Source organism: Agrobacterium tumefaciens, from assembly GCA_025560025.1.
In the GTDB taxonomy this organism is placed as follows: domain Bacteria; phylum Pseudomonadota; class Alphaproteobacteria; order Rhizobiales; family Rhizobiaceae; genus Agrobacterium.
This window is the reverse complement of record CP048486.1, coordinates 1,309,256-1,335,292: the sequence shown is the minus strand read 5'-3', so window position 1 is coordinate 1,335,292 and position 26,037 is coordinate 1,309,256. Positions and strand designations below refer to the sequence as shown.

Annotated in this window: 21 protein-coding genes; 13 read left to right on the top strand and 8 right to left on the bottom strand. The window is 59.7% G+C overall.

Features of this window, described 5'->3' with window-relative positions; translation table 11 throughout:
* The first annotated feature begins 9 nt into the window (after positions 1-9).
* Complete coding sequence (locus FY152_20085) at positions 10-420, top strand: DUF3597 domain-containing protein (GenBank protein ID UXS34430.1); 411 nt, start codon at positions 10-12, stop codon at positions 418-420.
* A gap of 22 nt (positions 421-442) precedes the next feature.
* Positions 443-631 carry a hypothetical protein gene (locus FY152_20080; GenBank protein ID UXS34429.1) on the top strand — a complete coding sequence of 63 codons (189 nt, stop codon included), beginning with the start codon at positions 443-445 and terminating at the stop codon, positions 629-631.
* An 85-nt stretch (positions 632-716) separates the two neighbouring features.
* On the opposite strand, the gene cydX is transcribed toward FY152_20080, so the two are convergent.
* The 7 genes from cydX to FY152_20045 form a co-directional block, all read right to left on the bottom strand.
* Complete coding sequence (cydX, locus tag FY152_20075; protein ID UXS34428.1) at positions 717-839, bottom strand: cytochrome bd-I oxidase subunit CydX; 123 nt, start codon at positions 837-839, stop codon at positions 717-719.
* A gap of 23 nt (positions 840-862) precedes the next feature.
* Positions 863-2,020 carry a cytochrome d ubiquinol oxidase subunit II gene (gene cydB, locus FY152_20070; protein ID UXS34427.1) on the bottom strand — a complete coding sequence of 386 codons (1,158 nt, stop codon included), beginning with the start codon at positions 2,018-2,020 and terminating at the stop codon, positions 863-865.
* A 6-nt stretch (positions 2,021-2,026) separates the two neighbouring features.
* Entirely contained in the window at positions 2,027-3,604 is a 1,578-nt protein-coding gene (locus FY152_20065; protein ID UXS34426.1) for a cytochrome bd-I ubiquinol oxidase subunit CydA, read from the bottom strand.
* Positions 3,605-3,673: 69 nt separating this feature from the next.
* Complete coding sequence (gene cydC, locus FY152_20060; GenBank protein ID UXS34425.1) at positions 3,674-5,365, bottom strand: thiol reductant ABC exporter subunit CydC; 1,692 nt, start codon at positions 5,363-5,365, stop codon at positions 3,674-3,676.
* Positions 5,362-7,158 carry a thiol reductant ABC exporter subunit CydD gene (cydD, locus tag FY152_20055; protein ID UXS35125.1) on the bottom strand — a complete coding sequence of 599 codons (1,797 nt, stop codon included), beginning with the start codon at positions 7,156-7,158 and terminating at the stop codon, positions 5,362-5,364. Before cydD ends, cydC begins: the two co-directional genes overlap by 4 nt.
* A gap of 17 nt (positions 7,159-7,175) precedes the next feature.
* Positions 7,176-7,754, bottom strand: coding sequence for a GbsR/MarR family transcriptional regulator (locus FY152_20050; GenBank protein UXS34424.1), 579 nt, complete (start codon positions 7,752-7,754; stop codon positions 7,176-7,178).
* 280 nt (positions 7,755-8,034) lie between these two features.
* Positions 8,035-9,066 carry an L-idonate 5-dehydrogenase gene (locus FY152_20045; GenBank protein UXS34423.1) on the bottom strand — a complete coding sequence of 344 codons (1,032 nt, stop codon included), beginning with the start codon at positions 9,064-9,066 and terminating at the stop codon, positions 8,035-8,037.
* Between the two features lie 216 nt (positions 9,067-9,282).
* Between FY152_20045 and FY152_20040 the strand changes: the two genes are divergently transcribed.
* The 3 genes from FY152_20040 to FY152_20030 all read left to right on the top strand — a co-directional run bounded on the left by FY152_20040 (position 9,283) and on the right by FY152_20030 (position 12,179).
* Positions 9,283-10,038, top strand: coding sequence for an SDR family oxidoreductase (locus FY152_20040; GenBank protein ID UXS34422.1), 756 nt, complete (start codon positions 9,283-9,285; stop codon positions 10,036-10,038).
* Positions 10,039-10,124: 86 nt separating this feature from the next.
* On the top strand, positions 10,125-11,018 hold the full coding sequence (locus FY152_20035) for an NAD(P)-dependent oxidoreductase (protein ID UXS34421.1): 894 nt from the start codon (positions 10,125-10,127) through the stop codon (positions 11,016-11,018).
* Between the two features lie 171 nt (positions 11,019-11,189).
* Positions 11,190-12,179, top strand: coding sequence for an aldose 1-epimerase (locus FY152_20030; GenBank protein UXS34420.1), 990 nt, complete (start codon positions 11,190-11,192; stop codon positions 12,177-12,179).
* A gap of 18 nt (positions 12,180-12,197) precedes the next feature.
* Here FY152_20030 and FY152_20025 read toward each other — a convergent pair whose 3' ends face one another.
* Positions 12,198-12,659: an Lrp/AsnC family transcriptional regulator gene (locus FY152_20025; protein ID UXS34419.1), complete on the bottom strand. Its 462-nt coding sequence runs from the start codon at positions 12,657-12,659 to the stop codon at positions 12,198-12,200.
* A gap of 167 nt (positions 12,660-12,826) precedes the next feature.
* Between FY152_20025 and FY152_20020 the strand changes: the two genes are divergently transcribed.
* From FY152_20020 to glgX, 8 genes are all read left to right on the top strand, one after another.
* A complete protein-coding gene (locus tag FY152_20020; GenBank protein UXS34418.1) occupies positions 12,827-13,540 on the top strand; it encodes an aspartate/glutamate racemase family protein in 714 nt (237 codons plus the stop codon).
* Positions 13,541-14,311, top strand: coding sequence for a class II glutamine amidotransferase (locus FY152_20015; GenBank protein UXS34417.1), 771 nt, complete (start codon positions 13,541-13,543; stop codon positions 14,309-14,311).
* Between the two features lie 441 nt (positions 14,312-14,752).
* On the top strand, positions 14,753-17,215 hold the full coding sequence (locus tag FY152_20010; GenBank protein UXS34416.1) for a glycogen/starch/alpha-glucan phosphorylase: 2,463 nt from the start codon (positions 14,753-14,755) through the stop codon (positions 17,213-17,215).
* Entirely contained in the window at positions 17,215-19,422 is a 2,208-nt protein-coding gene (glgB, locus tag FY152_20005; GenBank protein UXS34415.1) for a 1,4-alpha-glucan branching protein GlgB, read from the top strand. Before FY152_20010 ends, glgB begins: the two co-directional genes overlap by 1 nt.
* Positions 19,423-19,443: 21 nt before the next feature.
* Entirely contained in the window at positions 19,444-20,706 is a 1,263-nt protein-coding gene (glgC, locus tag FY152_20000; protein UXS34414.1) for a glucose-1-phosphate adenylyltransferase, read from the top strand.
* Positions 20,707-20,711: 5 nt separating this feature from the next.
* A complete protein-coding gene (gene glgA, locus FY152_19995) occupies positions 20,712-22,154 on the top strand; it encodes a glycogen synthase GlgA (protein UXS34413.1) in 1,443 nt (480 codons plus the stop codon).
* A 4-nt stretch (positions 22,155-22,158) separates the two neighbouring features.
* On the top strand, positions 22,159-23,787 hold the full coding sequence (locus FY152_19990; protein UXS34412.1) for an alpha-D-glucose phosphate-specific phosphoglucomutase: 1,629 nt from the start codon (positions 22,159-22,161) through the stop codon (positions 23,785-23,787).
* Between the two features lie 283 nt (positions 23,788-24,070).
* A complete protein-coding gene (gene glgX, locus FY152_19985) occupies positions 24,071-26,026 on the top strand; it encodes a glycogen debranching protein GlgX (protein UXS34411.1) in 1,956 nt (651 codons plus the stop codon).
* Positions 26,027-26,037 lie beyond the last annotated feature (11 nt).

The following is a 26,037-nucleotide window of genomic DNA, read 5'->3' as shown; positions in this document are numbered from 1 at the left end:
GAGGACACAATGAGCTTTTTCGACAAGATCAAGAACGCGATTTTCGGCAAGGCCGAAGCCGCTCCACAAGCTTCGGCTCCAACTGCAACAACCGCAAGCCCGGCCGCACCGGCCCAGCCAGCAGCACCTGCTCCAGCAGCCACACCTTCGGCAAGCACGGGCAACGTCGACGTCGCCTCCATTCTGGATGCGGCCGTCAAGCAGAACGGACAGAAACTCGACTGGAAACGTTCAATCGTTGACCTTCTGAAGGCGCTCAATCTGGACAGCAGCCTCACCGCCAGAAAGGAACTGGCCGGTGAACTCGGCTATACCGGCGACACCTCGGATTCCGCCACCATGAACATCTGGCTGCATAAGGCCGTTATCAAGAAACTGTCAGAGAACGGCGGCAAGGTTCCTGCCGACCTTCTGGACTGAACCAGCGAACGGGAGAGCCGCGATGGACGACTATTCTAGCTTGCGAGAGCAGATCGGCCAGGACCTCGACACCCTGCACAGGACCGAGAACCCGAAATCGATTTTCGAGATTGCCGACGACTATCTTCTGGGAAACCCAAATCTCAAGAGAGCGCTGGTCGAAGACATCATCAAGGAAGAAGCGGACAAGCGCGGCATCGCAATCCACTGAAGCCGCACGTCAAGCGCGGCGATTTTTACAGGAAGGGCGGCATTCACAACGGATGCCGCCCTTTTTTACCTCGTGCCCCGAAACACTATTTTTCCGGCTTGGCCTCGGCCTTTCTGGCGTTTTCTTCCATCAGCTCATACCACATCGCGTTCATGACGGCGAAGATGGCGGCGAGAGGCAGGCCAAGCAGCCAGGCGAAATACCACATGGTCGATCTCCTTCTGTTTGATATCAATAGGCGTGGCCGCTGTCGTCGCGGATCGCCTTTTCATCAACCTTGCCCCACAGCACGCGATAGACCCATGAGGTATAAGCAACGATGATGGGGATGAAGATGAGGGCGACGACCAGCATGATGAACAGCGTCATATGGCTGGACGATGCATCCCAGACCGTCAGGCTCGATTTCGGATCGATCGACGACGGCAGGATGAAGGGAAACATCGTCAGCCCGACCGTCGAGATGATGCCGAAAATGGCAAGCGAACTGGAAAGTAGCGCCAGCACCTCACGCCCGACCCTGAACAACAGGAAGGCGACGAGCGGGAAGGCAAGACCGAGCGCCGGCGCCAGCATCATCCAGGGATGGGCCGCATAATTCGCAAACCAGACGCCGCTTGCGACCTCGACCGTCTTTGACAGCGGATTGGACGGACCGTCGGTCACGACTTCCGAGGTGAAGCGATACCCATCGACACCAAGCCACAGCAGAACGCCGCCGAGTGCGAAAAGAACTGATGTGGCGAGTGCGGCAATGCTGCCGAAACTGCGGGCGCGGGCTGCAACCGGGCCTTCGGTCTTCAGCACCAGCCAGGCAGCACCATGCATCACCAGCATGGCAACGGAAACGAGGCCGCAGAGGATGGCGTAAGGGTTGAGAAGTTCGAACAGCGTCGTGCCGTCGTAGAAAATCCTCAAGTCGTCATTGAAGCGGAAGGGGACGCCCTGCAGCACATTGCCGACCGCCACACCGAAGATCAGCGCAGGAACAAAGCCGCCTATAAACAGCGCCCAATCCCAGGCACTGCGCCATGTCGTGCTCTCACGCTTGGAGCGGTATTTGAAACCGACCGGTCGCAGGATCAGCGCAAACAGGGTGGCGAACATCGCCAGGTAAAACCCTGAAAACGACACCGCATAAAGCGGCGGCCAGGCGGCAAAGATGGCGCCGCCGCCAAGGATGAGCCAGACCTGATTGCCTTCCCAGACCGGGCCGATGGAATTGATGACGACGCGCCGCTCGAGATCCGTTTTCGCGACGAAGGGCAAAAGCGCGCCGGTGCCCAGATCGAAACCGCCGGTGACGGCAAATCCGATCAGCACCACGCCGAGCAGCAGCCACCAGATAACGCGGAGGATTTCGTAGTCGATGAGTTGGTGCAATATCATGATCGTTTACTCCGCAGCGACGAGTTTTTCAGGAACGAGCGGCGCTTCCGGCTCGTGATCCGGATCAGGCCCCTTGCGGATCGCCTTCAGCATCAGCCCCATTTCGACGATGAACAGCACCGTGTAGATGGCGATGAAACACAGAAGCGTAATCAGAACCGTCGAGGCGCTGAGACTGGAGACGGCGGCGGCCGTCGGCAGCACGCCCTCGATGATCCATGGCTGGCGACCGAATTCCGCAACTATCCAGCCCATTTCAACCGCGATCCACGGCAGCGGGATGGCGAAGACGGCCACCTTCAGCAACAGCGGATAGCGATCCAGCCGGCGGCGGGCCGAGAGATAAAAGAAGGTCGCCGTCAACAGAATGAAGAACATGCCAAGACCGACCATGATGCGGAAGGCCCAGAACAGCGTCGGCACATGCGGGATAGTATCGGCGGCCGCCTTGGCGATCTGTTCCTCGGTCGCCTGGCGCGGATCGTCGACATAACGTTTCAGCAGCAGGGCGTAACCAAGTTCGTGGCCAAGTTCCGCAAAGGTGCCACGCACCTCTTCGGGCAGTTCCGCGCCCTTGCCGGTAGCGCGTATCTGCATCAACGCATCATAGGCCTTGATGCCATCGCGGATGCGGTTCTTTGCCAGCTCCACCAGATCGTTGATGCCGGGGATTTCCGTGTCGAGCGAGCGGGTGCCGATAAGACCCATGACCCAAGGGATTTTGACGGCGAAATGCGTCTCACGCGCTTCCTGATCGGGAAAACCGATGACGGTGAAAGGCGCCGGCGCCGGTTCCGTTTCCCACATGGCCTCGATGGAGGCGAGCTTCATCTTCTGGTGTTCGGTCGAAAGATATCCGCTTTCGTCACCGAGCACGACAACCGACAGCGCCGCCGCCAGACCGAAGGAAGCGGCGACCGTCATCGACCGCTTGGCGAGATCAACGTGACGCCCCTTGAGAACATACCAGGCCGAAACGCCGAGCACGAAGATGGAGGCGGTCACATAGCCCGCAGAAACGGTATGGACGAACTTCGCCTGCGCCACCGGGTTGAACAGTACCTCGAAGAAGTCAGTCACTTCCATGCGCATGGTCTGGGGGTTGAAAGCCGATCCCGCCGGGTTCTGCATCCAGCCATTGGCGATCAATATCCATAGCGCCGAGAAGTTCGAGCCTATCGCCACGCACCATGTTGCGATGAGATGGCCAAGTTTCGACAGCTTGTCCCAGCCGAAAAAGAACAGACCGACAAAGGTGGCTTCCAGAAAGAAGGCCATCATTCCTTCGATCGCCAGCGGCGCACCGAAAATATCACCGACATAGTGGCTGTAATAGCTCCAGTTCATGCCGAACTGGAATTCCATGACGATGCCGGTGGAAACACCAAGCACGAAATTGATGCCGAACAATGTGCCCCAGAATTTCGTCATCTGCCGCCAGATCACGCGGCCGGTCATGACATAGACCGTTTCCATGATGGCGATCACCACCGATAGTCCGATCGTCAGGGGAACGAATAGAAAGTGATATAAAGCGGTAACCGCGAATTGCAGGCGCGATAGCGCCACGATGTCGAGTTCCATGTTTTTACCCCACCTTTCAGGAAAGGCCGGCCTTCTGTTACGAGACGGCGCCGGCCCTGAAAAAATCACTCAGTCCGGACGCAATGTTTGCAGCATTACGTCGTATTCCGGGGTGCCGCTTTGACATTGATCAAGTTGGCGACCCTCTTTCAGTACGATGATGCGATCGGCAAATTCCGCCTCACGGCGATTATGGGTGATCATCACGACAGTCTTTCCCTGTGCCCTGGCAAACAGCCGGCCCAGCACGTCGCGGGCGGTCTCGCCGTCGAGCCCTTCCGTCACCTCGTCGAGAAGCCAGAGCGGTTTGTCGCGCAGCAGGAAGCGGGCAAGTGCAAGCCGCCGCGACTGGCCGCCGGAGAGGCCCTGCCCCGCCTCGCCAAGCTTTGTATCCAGCCCGGCGGCCAGGGTTTTGACGTGCTCACCAAGGCCTGCCGATTGCAGGGCGTCCCACATTTCACGCTCGGTCGCGGCAGGTTTTGCCAGCCTCAGATTATCGGCGATGCTGTCGCGGAAAAGCTGGCTGCGCTGCGTCATGAGAGAGCACGGCAAAGCGCTGACCGTGCCCGCCGCCGGCTGCAATTCGCCCGCCAGAAGCTGAATGAGGCTGGTCTTGCCGGCACCGCTCGGCCCGATAATCGCGACCGTTTCTCCGGCGGCAATCGCAAGGTTGATATTTGTCAGAACGGCGTTTTCGTTCCCGTCCCGCTCCAGCCGCACGCCATCAAGCTCGGCCGCCATGCCGGTGGCAGGCACGCACAGACAGTTGACGGCTGCCTCGGCGGAAAGACGCGGCGCGATGCGTCTTGCCGAAAAGAGCGTGCGCCCGAGTTCCATTGCACCACGGCGCAGCGCCGTGAAGGGCTCCAGCGCAGCGAAACAGACGAGCAGACCGAGGGCCGCAGCCGGCGCAGTCACCGCCCCCTGTTCCGCAAGCCAGGCCATGCCGAGGAGAGCCGCACTCAAAAGAACCGCCGCTGACATGCCGAAGGAAAAGCCGGCATTCGTTTCGATCCGGTTCAGGCGGTCGTCGCAGACAGACAGATAGTCGTCCGCCTGCTTTACTGCGGTAATCTGCGCGGAAAGACGGGATGTCGTCAGCAATTCCGCCTGTCCGTTGACGAGATCAGCCGTGCGGGCGCGGAGCGCTTCAAGCCCGATTGCCCGGCGGCGTGAGAATTTTTCCGCCCGCAATGCCGACCGCACCGAAATGCCGAGCCCCGCCGCGACAAGGAAGATCGCCGCCAGAGCACCTGCAAGCGGGCTGAGAAAAGCAAGCCCGATACCTGTCGCGATGGCGGCAAGAACAGCAACGGCCGCGGGCACCAATACGCGTAGATAAAGCGAATCCAGCGCGTCGATATCCGCGGTCAGACGGTTCAGCAGACGGGCGGGCCTTGCCTCCAGAGTTTTTGCCGCCTGCGGCGCGGCAAAGCCGCGAAACAGCTTTTCCCGAAGAGCTGCAAGCACGGACAGCGTTGCTTCATGGGTGGTCATACGTTCGCCATAACGCGCGGCGGTGCGCGACAGCGCCAGCAGGCGGATCGCTGCCGACGGCGCAAAGACGTCAAATGCGTAGGCCGTGGCCGGCAGAAGACCGGCAATTGCGGTGGCCGTGATGAACCAGCCGGAAACGCCGAGCAGGCCGATGCCCGCCAGCACCGTGGTTGCCGCCAGAACGGCACCGGCAAGCAGCATACCGCGTCGCGCCGACCAGAACAGCGCGATGACGGGTTTCAATATGGCAAAACGCGCAATCATGACCGTTCCCCCGAATGGATCGCCGTTATGTCCACGATCCTGTCCATGCGTGCCGCGAGCACCGGATCATGTGTTGCGACAATCAATGTCCTGCCCTTTGCAAGCTGCAGCAGGTTTTCCGTCACCAGAGCCGCCGTCTCCCGGTCGAGATGCGCCGTTGGCTCATCCACCAGAACCAGCTGCGTTGCGGGATCGGCAAAGGCGCGCGCAATGGCGAGCCGCACGGCTTCCCCGCCTGAAATGCCATATCCGCCATCTCCGATCGGCAGATGCCGGCGCGCATGCCACAATGTATCCAGCCCGGTGCGGCGCAGCACCTCTTCCACCATGCCTTCACCAACACCTGCACGGCCAAAGCGAATATTCGCCTTCAGGGAACCGGCAAAAAAGAACGGCTTCTGGCTGACCCAGCCGATTGTCCTGCGCAGCCCGTCGGCACTCGCATGATCGAGCGTCACGCCGGCGATCCTTATTGTGCCGCTGCCAGCCTCGGCCAACCCGGCAATCAAGGAGAGTACAGTGGATTTGCCACAACCGGAAGGCCCGAGAATCGCAACTCTCTCGCCCTGCTGAACCGCAAGGTTGAGATTTTGAATGACGGGTGGAGAATTCGGATAGGCGAAGGAGAGATTATCCAGTTCCACCAAACCGGGCATCGGGTTTGGGGTTAACACGGCTTCGGTGCCCTCGCCCACGATGGTGGTGCCGCCTTCCGTCAATGTGCCAAGCGCGCCGAGTGCTGCTTCGCCGGCTGCACGGTCATGCCACACGGCAGATAATTCCCGCAATGGCTCGAAGAAAGCGGGGGCCAGCAGCAGAATGAAGAGCCCCTCGGCAAGCGTCAGCTTCTCGCCCCATGCGCCGAAATCGAGAAAACCGAGCAGATGAAAACCGATATAAACGGCGGTCATCGCAACACCGAGGGCGGCGAAAAGTTCCAGCACGGCCGAGGAGAGAAAGGCGATCCGCAGCACCGCCATTGTCCGCTTCTTGAGGTTTTCCGCGTCTCTGCTCAGGCGTCCAGCGGTCAGATCGACGGCTTCAAGCGCCCGGATCGTTTCCAGCCCGCGCAGGCGATCGAGCAGGAAGGCATTCATGTTGCCGGTCTCGGCCAGCTGCTTTTCACTGGCAGCCTTTGCCTGCCAGCCGATCAGCGCCATGAAAAGCGGGATGGTCGGCATGGAGAGGAGCAGCACGAGGGCCGCAATCCAGGTGAATGGCAGGATTGCCAGCACGAACACCAAGGGGACGATGGTGGCTTTCATCCGCGCCGGCTGGAAACGGGAAAGATAGGGCACCAGCGCTTCCGCCGTCTCGGCAACGACGCCAGCAACCTCCCCGGATGCCGTGCGCGACAGATCGAGTGGCGACACCTGCGCTACGGCATTCAGTGCTTCCAGCCGTCGCTGCGACAGTGCGGTGCGTGCAGCGCGAAACGATTGCCTCGCCGCGATTTTTTCCAGAAAGGCCTTGATCAGGCCAAGGATGAGGACAGCCACAGCCGCTGGCAGGATTGCCATCACCGATGCGCCATCGGCGATCTTTCCAACCGAAAAGGCAAGCAGGCCCGCCTGCGGCAGCCATAGCAAAGCCGGCAGCACATGAAGCAGGGCCACGAACCTTCCCACCGCCGGGGCCTTCGCCATTTCTGCCGTGCTGGAGCCCGTGCCACGGGTGTGTTTCCCGGTGGCAGCGTCCAAAGAGTGCCGCCGCGCTGCATCGGGCGGGGCTGCTCCAGGCGCGGGACAGTCTGCTCCCTTGCCATCAGCGGGTTGGTGGATCTGTGCTGACATGCTCAAGGCCGATCTCCTCACCCGTCCTTTTTCGCACCACGGGGCCTTGCAAGCGAGACGATCTTGTCCTTGGCCTCCAGCAACTTCGTGACCTTCGAACCGAGCGCCAGAAGCGAAGCCAGCCTCTCCGTCTCCAGCCTCTTCACATCGTCATACCAGCCGGTGAGCTGCTCGATCAGCGTTTTCATCTCGTCGATGCGCTTCTGCGCATGCCGCTCATCTTCATTCTCCGGTGTTTCCATCAGGATTTCACGCAGCACGCTGAGGGTTGGGTCGATCTCACGCTTCTTGCGCTCCTCGGCAAGGGTGCGCAGAATTTGCCAGACATCTTCCGGCGTGGTGAAAAAATCGCGCCGGTCACCGGGGAAATGTTTGAGAATTGCAAGGTTCCACGCCTGAAGCTCCTTGAGGCTCATCGACACGTTGGAACGCGAAATGCCGAGCGCCTCGACAATGTCGTCCGCACAGAGCGGCTGCGGCGAAATGTAAAGCAATGCATAGACTTGCCCGACCGTGCGATTGATGCCCCAGCGGCTTCCCATTTCGCCGAAATGCAGCACGAAGGACTGAACAAGCGGGGAAAGATTAGCCGGCATTTCTTCGTTTCCTGTATTTTCAGTAATTTCTGAAATTTCGATAACGCAAAAAATGGCGAGCGGCAAATCACCTTTTTGACCTGCGTCAAAATGTGCAAATCGGCTGAAACGGGGTCAGTCCGGCAAGACCAAGTTGTCCTGCGTGGCCCGTAAGCTGGCTATGATATCGATAACATAATCAGTATATTGTTGCGCGCGAAAAGCGCCCAAAAAAAATCGGCGACGGAAATAATCCGCCGCCGATCAAAATATCGACACACATGCCTCGAGGGACAGGCCCTTACGAAAAAGCGATCTGAACCTTCATGGCGCGACTGCGGTCGGAGGCGAATTCGAAGGCGGAGATGGCATCGGCGAGATCCACCGTCTGGGTGATGAAAGGCTTGACGTCGATCAGGCCCTTGCGCATCAATTCGACGCCGGTGGCGAATTCCTCATGGAAACGGAAAGAACCGCGCAGATCGAGTTCCTTGGCCGTGATCGCCATCATCGGCAGGCTCATATCACCACCAAGGCCAAGCTGGACGATAATGCCGCGCGGCCGAAGCGCCGCAATTCCGCCCGCGAGGGCGACGGCAGCACCCGAGCATTCATAGAGAACGTCGAATGTTCCCTTGTTTGCGCCGTAGGCGGCAAGCGCATCGGGCTCATCCTTGCTGTTGATGACACGGTCCGCACCGGCTTCCCGCGCCTTGGCCAGCGTGAAATCCGAAAGATCGGTCGCGACGATTTCAGCCGCACCAGCGCGGCGGGCGGCAAGAATGGAGAGGATGCCGATGGGGCCGCAGCCGGTGACGAGCACACGTTTTCCCAGCAAATCCCCGGCGCGGCGGGTGGCGTGCAGTGTAACCGCCAGTGGCTCCGCCATGGCCGCTTCGCCGGCGCTCAGGCCATCGGCCGGAACGCATTGCAGCGCATCCGCGACAAGAACCTCCCGGAAAGCACCCTGAATATGCGGGAAAGGCATGGCGCTGCCATAAAAGCGCATGTTGAGGCATTGGTTGTGCAGGCCTTCCTGGCAAAAACGGCAGCTCCTGCACGGGCGGGACGGCGAAACCGCAACAAGGCCGCCGACCTTCAACCCCTCGACGCCTTCGCCGAGTTCTTCGATGACGGCGGAGACCTCATGGCCGAGCACCATGGGTTCACGAAGCCGCACCGCGCCGAAGCCGCCATGGTTGTAATAATGAAGATCGCTGCCGCAGATGCCGCCCCGAACCAGACGGAGCCGCACTTCCTGCGGCCCCGGCGCTTCCTCCGGCCGCTCCTCGATGCGCACATCCTTTGCCCCATGGGCGACAATCGCTCTCATAAACAACTCCCGTTCAACCGCACGCCACTGTGGCGCGCAAAATTTTCCGCATCCCGATCCCGCTGCAAGGCGCGCAATAGCCCCTTGCAACCTCCTCCCGCGCCCGATCCGTACCGAAACCGGGCGTTTAAGCCTTGACATCCTTGTCTGAAAGGGATGAATGTTATCGATAACATAAACCTGCACGAATGCAATGTCGAGAGACTGGAGGAAACAGTGGGCCTTAATTTGTTCGATCTTTCCGGCCGCCGCGCCCTGATCACGGGTTCGTCCCAGGGTATCGGCTTCGCGCTGGCGCAAGGGCTGGCGGAAGCGGGGGCTGAAGTGGTTCTGAACGGCCGCGACGAGGCGAAGCTGAAAGCGGCTGCCGCCGGCATCAAGGGCGCCAAGACGCTCGCCTTCGACGCCACCGATCATGAAGCGGTGCGCAAGGCCATAGACGGTTTCGAGGCGGATGTCGGCCCCATCGATATTCTGGTCAACAATGCCGGCATGCAGCACCGCACGCCGCTCGAGGATTTTCCGGCGGATGCCTTTGAGCGCCTGTTGCAGACCAACATCGCCTCGGTTTTCCATGCCGGACAGGCTGCCGCGCGCCATATGATCAGCCGTGGACGCGGCAAGATCATCAACATTGCCAGCGTGCAGACCGCTCTTGCCCGCCCGGGGATCGCGCCTTACACCGCCACCAAGGGCGCCGTCGGCAATCTGACGAAGGGCATGGCGACGGATTGGGCCAAATATGGCCTGCAATGCAACGCCATTGCGCCCGGCTATTTCGACACGCCGCTCAACGCCGCGCTGGTGGCGGACGAGACCTTTTCGGCATGGCTTGAAAAGCGCACCCCCGCCGGCCGCTGGGGCAAGGTCGAAGAGCTTGTCGGCGCCTGCATTTTCCTGTCGTCCGATGCCTCGTCCTTCGTGAACGGGCATATTCTCTACGTCGACGGCGGCATCACCGCCTCGCTTTAAAATCTCTCGTCCGGCTGGCGCGCTGAACCCGCCAGCCGGATCGGGCCGACAATACCACGACGCTTTGGGAGGAGACCGTGAGCACCATGACCGACAAGAATAAAGTCGCCCTCATCGGCGCAGGCGCCATGGGTGGGGCGATCGGCACGCGGTTGATCGAGACCGGCAATCACCTGACGGTTTTCGATCTGGATGCGGAAAAGGTCGCGGCGCTGACGAGCCTCGGCGCACAGAGCGCGGGTACAGCCGCGGAAGCGGCTTCGGTTTCCGATGTGGTCATCCTCAGCCTCAACTCGCCGAAAATTGTTCGCATCGCCGTCTTCGGCAAGGATGGTGTCGCGGCGGGAGCGAAGCCCGGCACGCTCATCATCGACATGTCCTCCATCGACCCCGAAGCGACCAAGGAACTGGCGGCCGATGCTGCCGAAAAGGGCCTGCGCTGGGTGGACAGCCCCCTTTCGGGCGGTGCACCCAAGGCGCTCATCGGGCAATTGACGCTGATGGCCGGCGGCACCGAAAAGGATGTGGCCGACGCCCACCGCGTGCTGCAGCATGTCGCCAGCAACTATACCCATATGGGGCCAAGCGGCGCCGGCCAGACGACGAAACTCATCAATCAGGTTCTTTGCGGCCTGAATTTCCTCGCCGTCGCGGAAGCAACCCAGCTTGCGCTGGATGCGGGCGTCGATGCCGCCAAAATTCCCCAGGCGCTGAAGGGCGGCCGCGCCGACAGCGCCATCCTGCAGGAATATATGCCGCGTTACGTGGCGAAGGACTACCGCCGCACCGGCCGCATCGACAATATGGTGAAAGACTTGAACGGCGCGCAGGATCTTGCGCGACGCACCAACACGGCCATGCCCCTGACGGCGCTTTGCGCCGAGGTGCATCGTATGCTGACCGCGGCGGGACTGGGCGGCGAGGACCAGGCCGCGCTCATGGAATTTTTCAGCGGCGCGAAACGAACCTTTCCGGACTGACATTCACCACGGGCAGGCGATCAAATCGGAATTGCCGAACTGGATGCACAGGTCATGCATCTTTGCTGCTCGGCCATTGCGAAATGTCCCCGCAACGAAGATGATCTGACGAATCGGCGGGGCGGCAGGCCCGGTGACCGCAGACGCATGCATGCAAAGGACAATTTCCCGATGACCACCTCTGTGACAGGCACGGGGATTGCCGGTATTGCCATTTCCGGAAATGGTTTCAGCGCCGAGATCGCTTATGAGGGCGCTACCCTTCTGAGCTGGCAGCCGCACCTTGCCGAAGACGGCAAATGTGAAAACCTTGTCGACGGCTATTTGACCCCTGCGGAATTGCAATCCCAGGGCGGCGTGAGAAACGGCATTCTCGCTCCCTTTACCAATCGCATCCCGGACGGCCGGTTCAGTTTTGGCGGAGAGACGCATCAAATAGAGCCGGTGCTTGCCAGCGAAAGCCTCGTTTTCCACGGTTTCGCCAGAGCCCTGCCGTTTGCCCTCACCCGGTCTTTCGAAGAGGATGGCGTCCATGTGCTCCTTTTCCGCACGGAGATATCGCCTGGCGACTTCAAGGGTTATCCCTATCATCTCGCCATCGAGGTGGAATACCAATTCTCCGGCCATGACGTCACCATAGACATACGCGGCATCAATGGTGACGACCGGCCGCTGCCCTTCGCCGCCGGCTGGCACCCCTATTTCCGTCTGCCCGGCATGGCGTCCATCGACGATCTCGATCTAAGGCTCCCTTCGCGAACGGCGATCGAGACGGATGAGCATTTGATACCGCTGCTCGACAGGACAAACGGACTTCTCAAGCGGCGGGACGATGCGACGTTTCTTGCCGCCGCGCCGCTTGCCGACCATGTGCTCGATGTCTGCTTTACCGATCTGATCGCATCCGAAAATGGACTGTACGAGACACGGCTGGAGAACCGACGGAACGGATCAAGCCTGACCATCTGGCAGGAGCGTGGCCACACGCATGTCTTCACCGGCGACACGCTTGCCCGCGACAGGCGAACTTCCATCGCGCTCGAACCCGTTGAGACCCCCACCAACGCTTTCAACCAGCCGGAACTTGCCGCTGCGATCACCCTTCAACCCGGTGAGACACGAAATTTCCGCTTCGGTTTTCACTTCGAAACCGCACGCTGAAAAAAGCCAGTGGCCTCATCATATATGTGTCGTTGGCAGCGACGATGACAGCTTCACCGTCTCCATGGAGATATAGGCGGACATGTCGTAAAGCTCGACGCGGCGCAGAATCTGTTTGTAGATCGTGTCGTAATATTCGACATTCGGCAGCACCAACTTCAGAATATAATCGAAATTCCCGGTCAGCCGATGAACCTCGACGATCTCCGGTATGGTGCTGACGGCGGCATGGAAGCGGTCCAGCCAATCCTCCGCATGCAGGCCAGTCCTCACCAGCAGGAAAACCGTGGTCGGCAGATTGATCTTGCGCCGGTCAAGCAGCGCCATCGTGCCCGTTACATAACCTTCCGCCCGCAGCCGCGTGATGCGGCGCGAACAGGCGGATAGCGACAGCGACACTTCCTCCGCAATGTCGGCGAGCGGCGTTTCAGCATTTTCCTGGAGAATCGCAAGGATTCGGCGGTCGCGATCATCAATCATCGACAAAGAATGCACAGGTTAACGCAATGACGCAAGAAATTTGCGATTTTCACACAAAGAGCGCGCTAGTTTTGCATCTACACTGCGAAATCCCCGCAAAAACGCATGCCGTTTTCGTCCCGGCGATGGCATTCTTGTCTTCAATCAAACTTGATAAGGGAACTCTTATGAAACGGATCGGCCTGATCGGCGGCATGAGCTGGGAATCGACCGCAACCTACTACCGGATGATCAATGAGGCCGTGCGCGACAGCCGCGGCGGACTGGTCTCGGCAGACATCGTCATGCATTCGCTCGATTTTTCCGAAGTCGTCGCCCTTCAGAAGGCTGACCGCTGGGATGAGGCTGGCGCGCTTCTGGGCGCCGCCGGCGCACGCCTTGCCAATGCGGGTGCCGATTGTGTGCTCATCTGCACCAACACCATGCATCTTGTCGCTGACACGGTTGAGAAGATGTCAGGCGTGGCGTTGATCGATATCATCGACGAAACCGCCGCAGCCCTGAAGGTGGACGGACGCCGCAAGCCGCTGCTGCTCGCCACCCGCTACACGATGGAACATGGTTTCTACACCGACCGCATGCGCCGCCACGGCGTCGAGGTGGTCGTTCCGGACGCGGAAGACCGGGCTGCGATCCACGACATCATCTTCGGTGAACTTTGCCAGGGCGAGATCAAGTCCTGCTCGCGCGAGCGCTATCTCGCAGTCATCGAGAAAGCCCGCGCACTCGGCGTCGATTCCGTCATTCTCGGCTGCACCGAGATTTCGCTGCTGATCGATCCCGATGCGCTGCCGCTGCCGGGTTACGATTCGACCGCCATTCACGCAAAGGCCGCCGTCGGTTTCGCACTCGGAAACAAGGCCCTGAACAGGGCCGCATGAATGTGTCGCCTCTTTGCCTATTCCGGTAAACCTGTCTGGCTCGACAGTCTTCTGATCGAGCCGGAAGCATCGCTGGTCAGCCAGTCCATGGCCGCGCGGGAAGCAAAGACCGTCGTTAATGGCGATGGTTGCGGTCTTGGATGGTATGGCGAGCGCGGAACGCCCGGCGTTTTTCGCGACACCAGACCCGCCTGGTCCGACGCCAATCTGGCCGCCCTTTGCCACCAGCTTCGCTCGGGCATGTTCATGGCCCATGTTCGCTCCGCCACATCGGGCGAGGTATCGCGCGCCAATTGCCACCCCTTCGCGCATGGGCGGTATCTGTTCATGCATAACGGCCAGATCGGCGGTTACGAACAGATCAGGCGCGATATCGATTCCCTCATCCCCGACGATATCTATGCCTCCCGGCGCGGCACCGGCGACAGCGAAGCCATTTTCCTGATCGCCGCCGGTCACGGCCTCGATGCGGACCCGGTCCGGGCCATTTCCACCGCGCTGCACCTCTGCCAGGAACGGATGATCGCCGCTGGCGTATCTTCCGCGCTGAGATTCAGCGCCGTGCTGATGGATGGCGATTGCCTGCATGCCTTCCGCTGGTCCAGCGATGACAAGCCGCCGACACTTTACTGGCGTGGTCTCGATGAGGGTATCGCGCTAAGTTCGGAGCCCTTTTCCTTCGATTGCACCCCGTGGTGCGCCGTTCCGCCAAATACAAGGGTGACGATCCGCGCCAGCGAGATGAAGACCGAACCATTTTTTCCGGCATAAATCTCGTATTTCCCCCTGATCAGGGCCGGTTTTGAGACCGTAGCCGCCGCCGGCCTGTGCCGCGGCGGCAGCGCCTCGTTTATTTTCATTGAATTTTCTCAGCCGCGAAGGCTAGTGTGTGATCCGATAGACCGAAACAGATTTCAGGACCGGTGAACCATTTCGATAGTGTTGCAGCTTCTCTCCCTTTCTTGAACGATGCCCGGCATCGCAACGACCACGCAAACCCGTTCATGAACGGCGCAAAAAGAGCGCGCAATGCCTTCGGCGACCCTTTGGCGCTGAGGGAAAAGTCTTATTTTTCATTACATTAAGCTGTTCAACTTTCCGGAAAAATTGCTGTTGCCACGCCTCTATATCGATGCATAAACTGGCATCAGCAAAGGCAAACCGGATCGACCTCATCAGACCCTCTCCTCCCACCAAGGTGCTGACCGACCAATGATCAATAATCTCAACGCCGCCGATCTTCCCCGCCCCGCCCCGCGCAGTTCCAATCCGGAAATCATGGCGGCGGAAATCATCGAGCGACTGACCTACCGCATCGGCAAGGACGTCAAAGTCGCCAAGCCGCATGACTGGCTGACTGCAACCATTCTCGTCGTCCGCGACCGCATCATCGACAAATGGATGGAATCCACCCGCAAGGCCTATCAGAACAATTCCAAGCGCGTTTATTACCTGTCGCTCGAATTCCTGATCGGCCGTCTCATGCGCGACGCCATCTCCAATATCGGGCTGATGCACGAAATCCGGGATGCGCTTTCCTCGCTCGGCGTCGATCTGGATGTCATCGCCGGGCTGGAGCCGGATGCCGCACTCGGAAATGGCGGTCTTGGTCGTCTCGCGGCCTGCTTCATGGAATCGATGGCAACCGTCGATATTCCCGCCTACGGTTATGGTATCCGTTACGTGCACGGCCTTTTCCGCCAGCAGATGGCGGATGGATGGCAGGTGGAACTGCCCGAGACCTGGCTGGCGCACGGCAATCCCTGGGAGTTCGAACGCCGGGAAAGCTCCTATGAAATCGGCTTCGGCGGATCGGTGGAGACGATCGGCGGCTATGAAGATCCGCAGCGTTTCGTCTGGAAACCGGCCGAGCGCGTGATCGCCATGGCATATGACACGCCGGTCGTCGGCTGGCGCGGCACGCGTGTCAACACATTGCGCCTGTGGTCGGCCCAGCCGATCGACCCCATTCTGCTTGCCGCCTTCAACGCCGGCGACCATATCGGCGCATTGCGTGAGAGCAACAAGGCGGAAAGCCTGACGCGGGTTCTTTATCCTGCGGACGCGACGCCGGCAGGCCAGGAACTGCGCCTGCGGCAGGAGTTTTTCTTCTCCTCCGCCTCATTGCAGGACATTCTGCGCCGCCACCTGCAGCAATATCCTGATTTCACATCGCTGCCCGAGAAGGTTTCGATCCAGCTCAATGATACGCACCCGGCCATTTCCATTGCCGAAATGATGCGTCTTCTGTGCGATGTGCATGGTCTGGAATTCGACGAGGCCTGGACGATCACCCGGGGAACCTTCTCCTATACCAACCACACGCTTCTGCCGGAGGCTCTGGAAAGCTGGCCGGTGCCTCTGCTGGAACGGCTGCTGCCGCGGCACATGCAGATCGTCTATGCGATCAACGCCAACACCCTGGTCTATGCCCGCAAGGAAAAGAAGATGCCGGATCAGCAGATCCGCTCCATCTCGCTGATCGACGAGGGTGGTGAGCGCCGCGTGCGCATGGGCAATCTGGCCTTCATCGGTTCGCATTCCATCAACGGTGTTTCAGCGCTTCATACCGAGCTGATGAAGGAAACGGTCTTCGCCGACCTGCACAGCCTCTATCCCGACCGCATCAACAACAAGACCAACGGCATCACGCCACGCCGCTGGCTGATGCAGTGCAATCCCGGCCTGACGGGGTTGATCAGGGAAGCGATCGGCGACGATTTCCTCGACGATGCGGAAAAGCTGACAGCGCTCGACCGTTTCGCCGACGATGCCGGTTTCCGTGCGAAATTCGCCGAAGTGAAGCGTCTGAACAAGGTGCGGCTTGCCAATACGGTGGCGCAGCGCATGGGTATCCGTGTCGATCCTTCGGCCATGTTCGATATCCAGATCAAGCGTATTCACGAATATAAACGCCAGCTTCTGAACCTTGTGGAAACGGTGGCCCTTTACGACCAGATCCGTTCCCACCCGGAACTGGATTGGGTGCCGCGCGTTAAGTTCTTCGCAGGCAAGGCGGCGCCGAGTTATCACAACGCGAAGCTGATCATAAAGCTTGCCAACGATATTGCCCGGGTCATCAACAACGATCCGGCCGTGCGCGGGCTCCTGAAAGTGGTGTTTATTCCGAACTATAACGTCTCGCTTGCGGAAATCATGGTTCCGGCCGCCGATCTTTCCGAACAGATTTCGACGGCGGGCATGGAAGCCTCGGGCACTGGCAACATGAAGTTCGCCCTGAACGGCGCTCTCACCATCGGCACGCTCGATGGCGCCAATGTTGAAATGCTCGAACATGTGGGTGACGATAATATCGTCATCTTCGGCATGACGGCGGAAGAAGTGGCCAAGGCACGCGCCGAAGGCCACAATCCCCGCGCGATCATCGAACAATCGGCAGAACTGTCGCAGGCGCTGTCATCCATCGCGTCTGGCGTGTTCTCTCCCGATGACCGCTCGCGCTTTTCCGCTCTGATCGACGGTATTTACAATAGCGACTGGTTCATGGTCGCCGGCGACTTCGACGCCTATGCCAATGCACAGCGCGAGGTGGATGCCATCTGGAGCAATCCGGATAGCTGGTATGCCAAAACAGTCCGCAACACGGCACGCATGGGCTGGTTCTCGTCCGACAGGACGATCCGGCAATATGCCGCCGACATCTGGAGAGCCTGATGAAAAAACCGCTCAATTCGGCCGAAGAGAAAAAGACTGGCGCTGTCACAAAGGCTGAAATCGAGGCGATCAAGAGCGGTTTGCATTCCAATCCCTTTGCCCTTCTCGGCGTTCACGAAACGCCGGAAGGGTTTTCCGCACGCTGTTTCATTCCCGGCGCAGAAGAAGTGTCCGTCCTCACGCTCGACGGCAATTTCATCGGCGAACTGAAACAGCTCGATCCGGAAGGCTTTTTCGAAGGCCCTGTCGATCTCATGTCACGCCAGCCCGTGCGTTATCGGGCCGGCCGTGACGATGCGGAATGGGCGGTGACGGACCCTTACAGCTTCGGTCCGGTTCTCGGGCCGATGGATGATTATTTCGTCCGCGAGGGTTCGCATCTGAGGCTCTTCGACAAGATGGGCGCGCATCCCCTCAAGCTCGAGGGTGTGGAAGGTTTTCACTTCGCCGTCTGGGCGCCCAATGCCCGGCGCGTTTCCGTCGTCGGCGACTTCAACAATTGGGATGGGCGCCGGCATGTGATGCGTTTCCGCAAGGATACCGGCATCTGGGAAATTTTCGCACCTGACGTCTACGCCGGCTGCGCCTACAAGTTTGAAATCCTTGGCGCGAATGGCGAGCTTCTGCCGCTGAAGGCCGACCCCTATGCGCGGCGCGGCGAATTGCGGCCGAAAAACGCCTCCGTCACCGCGCCGGAACTGACGCAAAAATGGGAAGACCAGGCTCACCGGGAACATTGGGCCCAGGTGGACCAGCGCCGCCAGCCGATCAGCATTTACGAGGTTCATGCCGGCTCCTGGCAGCGCCGCGAGGACGGCACCTTCCTCAGCTGGGACGAACTGGCCGCGCAACTCATCCCCTATTGCACGGATATGGGCTTCACCCATATCGAGTTCCTGCCGATCACCGAACATCCCTATGATCCCTCCTGGGGTTACCAGACGACCGGCCTTTACGCCCCGACCGCCCGTTTCGGCGATCCGGAAGGCTTTGCGCGTTTCGTCAACGGCGCTCACAAGGTCGGCATCGGCGTTCTTCTCGACTGGGTTCCGGCGCATTTTCCGACAGACGAGCATGGCCTGCGCTGGTTTGACGGGACGGCGCTTTACGAACATGCCGATCCGCGTCAGGGTTTTCATCCGGACTGGAACACGGCGATCTACAATTTCGGCCGCATCGAGGTGATGTCCTACCTCATCAACAATGCGCTTTACTGGGCCGAAAAATTCCACCTCGACGGCCTGCGTGTCGATGCGGTCGCCTCGATGCTCTATCTCGATTATTCCCGCAAGGAAGGCGAGTGGATTCCCAACGAATATGGCGGGCGCGAGAACCTTGAATCCGTCCGCTTCCTGCAGAAGATGAATTCGCTCGTTTACGGCACCCATCCGGGCGTCATGACGATCGCCGAGGAATCCACCTCCTGGCCGAAAGTGTCCCAGCCGGTCCATGAGGGCGGTCTTGGTTTCGGCTTCAAGTGGAACATGGGCTTCATGCACGACACGCTGAGTTATTTCTCGCGTGAGCCGGTGCATCGCAAGTTCCACCATCAGGAACTGACCTTCGGGCTTCTTTACGCCTTCACCGAAAATTTCGTGCTGCCGCTTTCCCATGACGAGGTGGTACACGGCAAGGGATCGCTGATCGCCAAAATGTCCGGCGACGACTGGCAGAAATTCGCCAATCTGCGGTCCTATTATGGTTTCATGTGGGGTTATCCCGGCAAGAAGCTGCTGTTCATGGGACAGGAATTCGCCCAGTGGAGCGAATGGAGCGAAAAGGGATCGCTCGACTGGAACCTGCGCCAATATCCAATGCATGAAGGCATGCGCCGCCTCGTGCGCGATCTCAACCTCACCTACCGTTCGAAAGCGGCCCTGCACGCCCGCGACTGCGAACCCGACGGCTTCCGCTGGCTGGTGGTCGATGATCACGAGAATTCGGTCTTTGCCTGGCTGCGCACGGCGCCCGGCGAGAAACCGGTGGCGGTTATCTGCAATCTGACCCCGGTCTATCGGGAAAACTATTATGTGCCGCTGCCTCAGGCGGGGCGGTGGCGGGAGATTCTCAACACCGATGCCGAAATCTACGGCGGCAGCGGCAAGGGAAATGGCGGACGCGTTCAGGCGGTCGATGCCGGCGGAGACATCGGGGCAATGCTGGTCCTGCCGCCTTTGGCGACGATCATGCTCGAACCGGAAAACTGACAGACAGAGAGGGAGGACACCATGTCGGAAAAAAGAGTTCAGCCACTGGCGCGTGATGCAATGGCCTATGTCCTCGCGGGCGGCAGAGGAAGCCGCCTGAAGGAATTGACGGACCGCCGGGCCAAACCCGCCGTCTATTTCGGCGGCAAGGCGCGCATCATCGATTTTGCGCTCTCCAATGCCCTCAATTCCGGCATTCGCCGCATCGGCGTCGCCACGCAATACAAGGCGCACTCGCTTATCCGTCACCTGCAGCGCGGCTGGGACTTCTTCCGTCCCGAGCGTAACGAAAGCTTCGATATTCTGCCGGCCTCCCAGCGCGTTTCCGAAACGCAATGGTATGAAGGCACAGCCGACGCCGTCTACCAGAACATCGACATCATCGAGCCCTATGCGCCGGAATATATGGTCATTCTGGCCGGCGACCATATCTACAAAATGGACTACGAATACATGCTGCAGCAGCATGTGGATTCCGGCGCTGACGTAACAATCGGCTGCCTGGAAGTGCCGCGCATGGAAGCGACCGGTTTCGGCGTGATGCATGTGAACGAAAAAGACGAGATCATCGATTTCATCGAGAAGCCGGCCGATCCGCCGGGCATTCCCGGCAATGAGGGCTTCGCGCTCGCCTCGATGGGCATCTACGTCTTCCACACGAAATTCCTGATGGAAGCCCTGCGCCGCGACGCCGCCGACCCGACCTCCAGCCGCGATTTCGGCAAGGACATCATTCCCTATATCGTCAAGCACGGCAAAGCCGTCGCCCACCGCTTCGCGGATTCCTGCGTGCGTTCGGATTTCGAACACGGACCCTACTGGCGCGATGTCGGCACCATCGATGCCTATTGGCAGGCCAATATCGACCTGACCGATGTGGTGCCGGACCTCGACATCTACGACAAGTCCTGGCCGATCTGGACCTATGCGGAAATCACCCCGCCGGCGAAATTCGTGCATGACGATGAGAACCGACGCGGTTCGGCCGTGTCTTCGGTCGTCTCCGGCGACTGCATCATTTCCGGTGCCGCTCTCAACCGCAGCCTTCTGTTCACGGGCGTGCGCGCCAATTCATACTCCCGCCTTGAGAATGCCGTAGTACTGCCGAGTGTGAAGATCGGACGTCATGCCCAGCTGAGCAACGTCGTCATCGATCATGGCGTGGTCATTCCGGAAGGACTGATTGTAGGAGAAGACCCAGAACTGGATGCCAAACGTTTCCGCCGCACTGAAAACGGCATTTGCCTTATCACCCAATCGATGATCGACAAGCTGGACCTGTAGAGCCCATGAATGTCCTTTCGGTTTCATCCGAAATTTATCCCCTGATCAAGACCGGAGGGCTCGCCGACGTTGCCGGCGCGCTCCCCATCGCGCTCGAAGCCTATGGCGTCAAAACGCGGACCTTGATACCCGGCTATCCGGCGGTGAAAGCCGCCGTGACCGACCCCGTCAAATGTCTGGAATTTTCCGACCTGCTCGGGGAAAAGGCCGACGTGCTCGAAGTGCGGCATGAGGGGCTCGACCTCCTCATTCTCGATGCGCCCGCCTATTACGAGCGTTCCGGCGGCCCCTATCTCGGCCAGACGGGCAAGGACTATCCTGATAACTGGAAGCGTTTTGCGGCGCTGTCGCTGGCGGCGGCGCGCATCGGCGCCGGAGCTCTCCCTGGCTGGCGTCCCGATATGGTGCATGCCCATGACTGGCAGGCAGCGATGACACCGGTCTATATGCGTTATGCCGAGACACCGGAAATTCCGAGCCTCCTTACCATTCACAATATCGCCTTTCAGGGTCAGTTCGGCGCCAATATCTTCAGCAAGCTCGAATTGCCCGCCCATGCTTTCGGCATGGAAGGCATCGAATATTACAACGATGTGAGTTTCCTCAAAGGCGGCCTGCAGACGGCGACGGCGCTCAGTACCGTCAGCCCCTCTTATGCGGAGGAAATCCTGACCCCGGAATTCGGCATGGGGCTGGAAGGGGTGATCGGCAGTCGTTCCCATGTGCTGCACGGCATCGTCAACGGCATCGACGCCGATGTCTGGAACCCGGCCACCGACCATCTGATCCATGACAATTATTCCGCCGCAAACCTGAAGAACCGCGCATTGAACAAGAAGGCGGTCGCCGAGCATTTCCGTATCGATGAGGATGACAGCCCGCTTTTCTGCGTCATCTCCCGCCTGACCTGGCAAAAAGGCATCGACCTCATGGCGGAAGCCGTGGACGAGATCGTTTCCCTGGGCGGGCGCCTCGTGGTTCTGGGAGCCGGCGATGTGGCCCTGGAGGGTGCGCTTCTGGCGGCGGCATCCCGCCACCATGGCCGTGTCGGCGTGGCTGTGGGTTACAACGAACCCCTGTCGCATCTCATGCAGGCGGGCTGCGATGCGATCATCATTCCTTCGCGCTTCGAGCCCTGCGGGCTTACCCAGCTTTACGCGCTGCGTTACGGCTGCATTCCGGTCGTCGCCCGCACCGGCGGCCTCAACGATACCGTAATCGACGCCAACCATGCCGCTGTCGCCAGCAAGGCGGCGACCGGCGTGCAGTTTTCCCCTGTCACGCTGGACGGTCTCAAACAGGCGATCCGCCGGACCGTCCGTTATTATCACGACCCGAAACTATGGACACAAATGCAGAAGCTCGGAATGAAATCCGATGTTTCCTGGGAAAAAAGCGCCGGTCTCTACGCCGCGCTTTACAGCCAGCTTATTTCGAAAGGCCATTGAAACAATGATCAAGACTGTTCAGACGAAGCCCTATCAGGACCAGAAGCCGGGCACATCCGGCCTGCGCAAGAAGGTGCCAGTCTTCGCCCAGGAAAATTACGCCGAGAACTTCATCCAGTCGATCTTCGACGCGCTTGAGGGTTTTCAGGGTCAGACGCTGGTGATCGGCGGCGACGGCCGTTATTACAACCGCGAAGTTATCCAGAAGGCGATCAAGATGGCCGCCGCTGCCGGTTTCGGCAAGGTACTCGTCGGTCAGGGCGGCATTCTCTCCACGCCTGCCGCCTCCAACATCATCCGCAAATACAAGGCCTTTGGCGGCATCGTGCTTTCCGCAAGCCACAATCCCGGCGGCCCGAACGAAGATTTCGGCATCAAATACAATATCGGTAATGGCGGTCCGGCCCCTGAAAAGATTACCGACGCGATCTATGCCCGCTCAAAGGTCATCGACAGCTACAAGATTTCCGATGCCGCCGATATCGATCTCGACAAGGTGGGCAGCTTCAAGGTGGATGAGCTGACGGTCGAGGTTATCGACCCGGTCGCCGATTACGCCGCTTTGATGGAGGAACTCTTCGATTTCGCCGCCATTCGCGCCCTGATCGCCGGCGGCTTCAAGGTAGTGGTCGATTCCATGAGCGCCGTCACCGGCCCCTATGCCGTGGAGATCATCGAAAAGCGTCTTGGCGCACCGAAGGGCTCGGTCCGCAACGCCACGCCGCTGCCGGATTTCGGCGGCCACCACCCCGACCCGAACCTGGTGCATGCCAAGGAGCTCTATGACGATGTCATGAGCGCGGAAGGTCCCGATTTCGGCGCGGCGTCGGATGGCGACGGCGACCGCAACATGGTCGTCGGCAAGGGCATGTTCGTCACGCCGTCCGACAGTTTGGCGATCATCGCCGCCAATGCGAAACTCGCACCCGGTTATGCGGCCGGCATTTCGGGTATCGCTCGCTCCATGCCGACCAGTGCGGCAGCGGACCGCGTTGCCGAAAAGCTTGGCCTTGGCATGTATGAGACACCGACCGGCTGGAAATTCTTCGGTAACCTCATGGATGCCGGCAAGGTGACGATCTGCGGTGAAGAAAGCTTCGGCACCGGCTCCAACCATGTGCGTGAGAAGGATGGCCTGTGGGCCGTTCTGTTCTGGCTGAACATCGTCGCTGCCCGCAAGGAAAGCGTAAAAGACATCGTCACCAAGCACTGGGCCGAATATGGCCGCAACTATTATTCCCGCCACGACTATGAGGAAGTGGATTCGGACGCCGCCAATACGCTGGTCGCCACGCTGCGCGAAAAACTCGCCACGCTTCCCGGCACCAGTTGCGGCAATCTGAAGGTCGCGGCTGCGGATGATTTTGCCTATCACGATCCGGTCGATCAGTCCGTGAGCAAAAATCAAGGCATTCGCATCCTGTTCGAGGGCGGTTCGCGTATCGTATTGCGCCTTTCCGGCACCGGAACGGCAGGGGCCACACTCAGGCTTTACGTCGAACGCTACGAGGCGGATGCGGCCCGTCACGGCATCGAAACCCAGGAGGCGCTCGCCGACCTGATTTCCGTTGCCGATACGATCGCCGGCATCAAGGCCCATACCGGCCGCAACGAACCGAGCGTTATTACGTAAGGTTATTGAGGCGCTTGCCTCTTCCGGAAGAGAGAGCGCCGCGCAATACGATGGCGTTTGGCAAGGCAGCTTATCGGGGTGACACACCCTTCGCCACATTCGGCATCATCCTCGGGCTTGACCCGAGGATCCATGGTGCGGCGGGGGTCGTGGATCCTCGGGTCAAGCCCGAGGATGACGGAAGAGAGGTTTCAGCCCTTTGGGAGTTTGGGGTGAAAGGATAAGCCTCCTCCAACCCTGCCGACGCGTTTGAGAAGAAACATCATCCCCGGAGAAACAGACCATGCAGACACCATCCGTTTTCCCCAAAGGTGCGATCCAGACGGAAAACGGTACGGAATTCACGGTCTATTCCCGGCACGCCTCTGCAATCGCCCTTTGCCTTTTCGATGCAAAGGGCGAAAAAGAGATAGCCCGTTTGCCGATGTCGCGCGGTGAGAATGACATTCACCGGCTGACGGTCACAGAAGCTGGCCCCGGCACGCGATACGGCTTCCGTGCCCACGGCATTTACGCTCCCGAACATGGTCTCTGGTTCGATCCCTCAAAACTGCTGCTCGACCCCTACGCGACACAGATAGACCGGCCGTTCCGGCATGATCCGGCGCTTTATGCCTTTGGCGAGGAAACAGGCGCGGTCACGCCAAAGGCGATCCTTTCAGAGTATGAGCCGCTCAAGCGCCAGCCGCCGCTTTTTACCGAGGGCGGGCTGATTTACGAACTTTCAGTCAAATCCTTCACCAGATTACATCCGCAAGTGCCGGAAGAGTTGAGAGGCACCGTGGCGGCGCTGGCCCACCCTGCCATTCTCGCGCACCTGAAAAAAATCGGCGTCGATGCGGTGGAGCTGATGCCGATCACCGCCTGGATCGATGAGCGCCACCTGCCGCCGCTCGGCCTTTCCAATGCATGGGGCTACAATCCGGTCGGCTTCATGGCGCTCGATCCGCGCCTCTGCCCCGGCGGTGTGCGCGAGTTGCGCGACACGGTCGCCGCGCTGCATGCGCAAGGCATCGGCGTCATTCTCGATCTGGTCTTCAACCATACCGGTGAGAGCGACAGCGCCGGCTCCATCCTGTCATTGCGTGGGCTCGACAATCTGACTGCCTTTCGCCACCCGCAGGATAAGCCCGGCGTGCTGGTCAACGATACCGGTACCGGCAATACGGTCGCCTGCGATCATCCCTATATTCGCCAGCTCATCATCGATTCACTTCGACATTTCGTCTTGAGTGCGGGCATAGATGGCTTCCGTTTCGATCTCGCCCCAATTCTCGGAAGAACCGCGAGCGGCTTTGACATGGCAAGCGAAACGCTGGCGGCCATGCATTCGGACCCCGTGCTTTATGACCGTGTGCTGATTGCCGAACCATGGGATATCGGGCCCGGCGGTTATCAGCTGGGCAATTTTCCTGAAAGCTTTCTGGAATGGAACGACCGCGCCCGTGACGATATGCGCCGGTTCTGGCGCGGTGATGCGGGAACGACCGGCGCCCTGGCCAATGCGCTCTCCGGCTCTTCGCCGATCTTTTCCCGCCATGGCCGCTCCAGCACCCGCAGCGTCAATTTCCTTGCCGCCCATGACGGTTTTACCCTGTTCGATCTTGTCAGCCACGAACACAAGCACAATGAGAAAAACGGCGAGAACAATCGCGATGGCCACAATGAAAATCACTCCTGGAACAATGGTATCGAGGGTCTGACCGATGATCCTGCCATTGTCGCCGCGCGCATTGCCGATGTGAAAGCGCTGCTTTCCACGCTATTCGTCAGCCGCGGCACATTGATGCTGACCGCCGGCGATGAGGGAGGCCGCAGCCAGCACGGCAACAACAATGCCTATTGCCAGGATAACGACATCACCTGGGTCGACTGGTCGTCACTCTCACCCGAACTGATCGATCACACGGCGTTCCTTTCCACACTTCGCAAAAGGTTCGGCATTTTTTCGCAAACCGGCTTTTTCTCCGGCAATGGCGACGTGGAATGGCTTGCGCCGGGCGGCAAACCGATGACGGTGGAAGAATGGGAAAGACCGGACGGGCCGGCATTCGCCATGGTGCTCTCAACCCTAGATCATGAAACCGGGGACGACGCCGAGCTTGCCGTTCTCATCAACCGCGGCCGCAAGATCGTTCCCTTCACCCTGCCCGGCGATGGCTGGCGGGCGATCGGTACGGATTTCGGCAATCCCGCCTTCCTTCCCGCCCGCTCTGTGGTGTTTTATCGACGCGGTTGATCGCCTGGCCC

Coding starts and splice junctions, on each gene's coding strand:
- FY152_20085 (UXS34430.1), top strand. CDS start 10: ATGAGCTTTTTCGACAAGATCAAGAACGCGATTTTCGGCAAGGCCGAA.
- FY152_20080 (UXS34429.1), top strand. CDS start 443: ATGGACGACTATTCTAGCTTGCGAGAGCAGATCGGCCAGGACCTCGAC.
- cydX (UXS34428.1), bottom strand. CDS start 839: ATGTGGTATTTCGCCTGGCTGCTTGGCCTGCCTCTCGCCGCCATCTTC.
- cydB (UXS34427.1), bottom strand. CDS start 2,020: ATGATATTGCACCAACTCATCGACTACGAAATCCTCCGCGTTATCTGG.
- FY152_20065 (UXS34426.1), bottom strand. CDS start 3,604: ATGGAACTCGACATCGTGGCGCTATCGCGCCTGCAATTCGCGGTTACC.
- cydC (UXS34425.1), bottom strand. CDS start 5,365: ATGATTGCGCGTTTTGCCATATTGAAACCCGTCATCGCGCTGTTCTGG.
- cydD (UXS35125.1), bottom strand. CDS start 7,158: ATGTCAGCACAGATCCACCAACCCGCTGATGGCAAGGGAGCAGACTGT.
- FY152_20050 (UXS34424.1), bottom strand. CDS start 7,754: ATGCCGGCTAATCTTTCCCCGCTTGTTCAGTCCTTCGTGCTGCATTTC.
- FY152_20045 (UXS34423.1), bottom strand. CDS start 9,066: ATGAGAGCGATTGTCGCCCATGGGGCAAAGGATGTGCGCATCGAGGAG.
- FY152_20035 (UXS34421.1), top strand. CDS start 10,125: ATGACCGACAAGAATAAAGTCGCCCTCATCGGCGCAGGCGCCATGGGT.
- FY152_20030 (UXS34420.1), top strand. CDS start 11,190: ATGACCACCTCTGTGACAGGCACGGGGATTGCCGGTATTGCCATTTCC.
- FY152_20025 (UXS34419.1), bottom strand. CDS start 12,659: ATGATTGATGATCGCGACCGCCGAATCCTTGCGATTCTCCAGGAAAAT.
- FY152_20020 (UXS34418.1), top strand. CDS start 12,827: ATGAAACGGATCGGCCTGATCGGCGGCATGAGCTGGGAATCGACCGCA.
- FY152_20015 (UXS34417.1), top strand. CDS start 13,541: ATGTGTCGCCTCTTTGCCTATTCCGGTAAACCTGTCTGGCTCGACAGT.
- FY152_20010 (UXS34416.1), top strand. CDS start 14,753: ATGATCAATAATCTCAACGCCGCCGATCTTCCCCGCCCCGCCCCGCGC.
- glgB (UXS34415.1), top strand. CDS start 17,215: ATGAAAAAACCGCTCAATTCGGCCGAAGAGAAAAAGACTGGCGCTGTC.
- glgC (UXS34414.1), top strand. CDS start 19,444: ATGTCGGAAAAAAGAGTTCAGCCACTGGCGCGTGATGCAATGGCCTAT.
- glgA (UXS34413.1), top strand. CDS start 20,712: ATGAATGTCCTTTCGGTTTCATCCGAAATTTATCCCCTGATCAAGACC.
- FY152_19990 (UXS34412.1), top strand. CDS start 22,159: ATGATCAAGACTGTTCAGACGAAGCCCTATCAGGACCAGAAGCCGGGC.
- glgX (UXS34411.1), top strand. CDS start 24,071: ATGCAGACACCATCCGTTTTCCCCAAAGGTGCGATCCAGACGGAAAAC.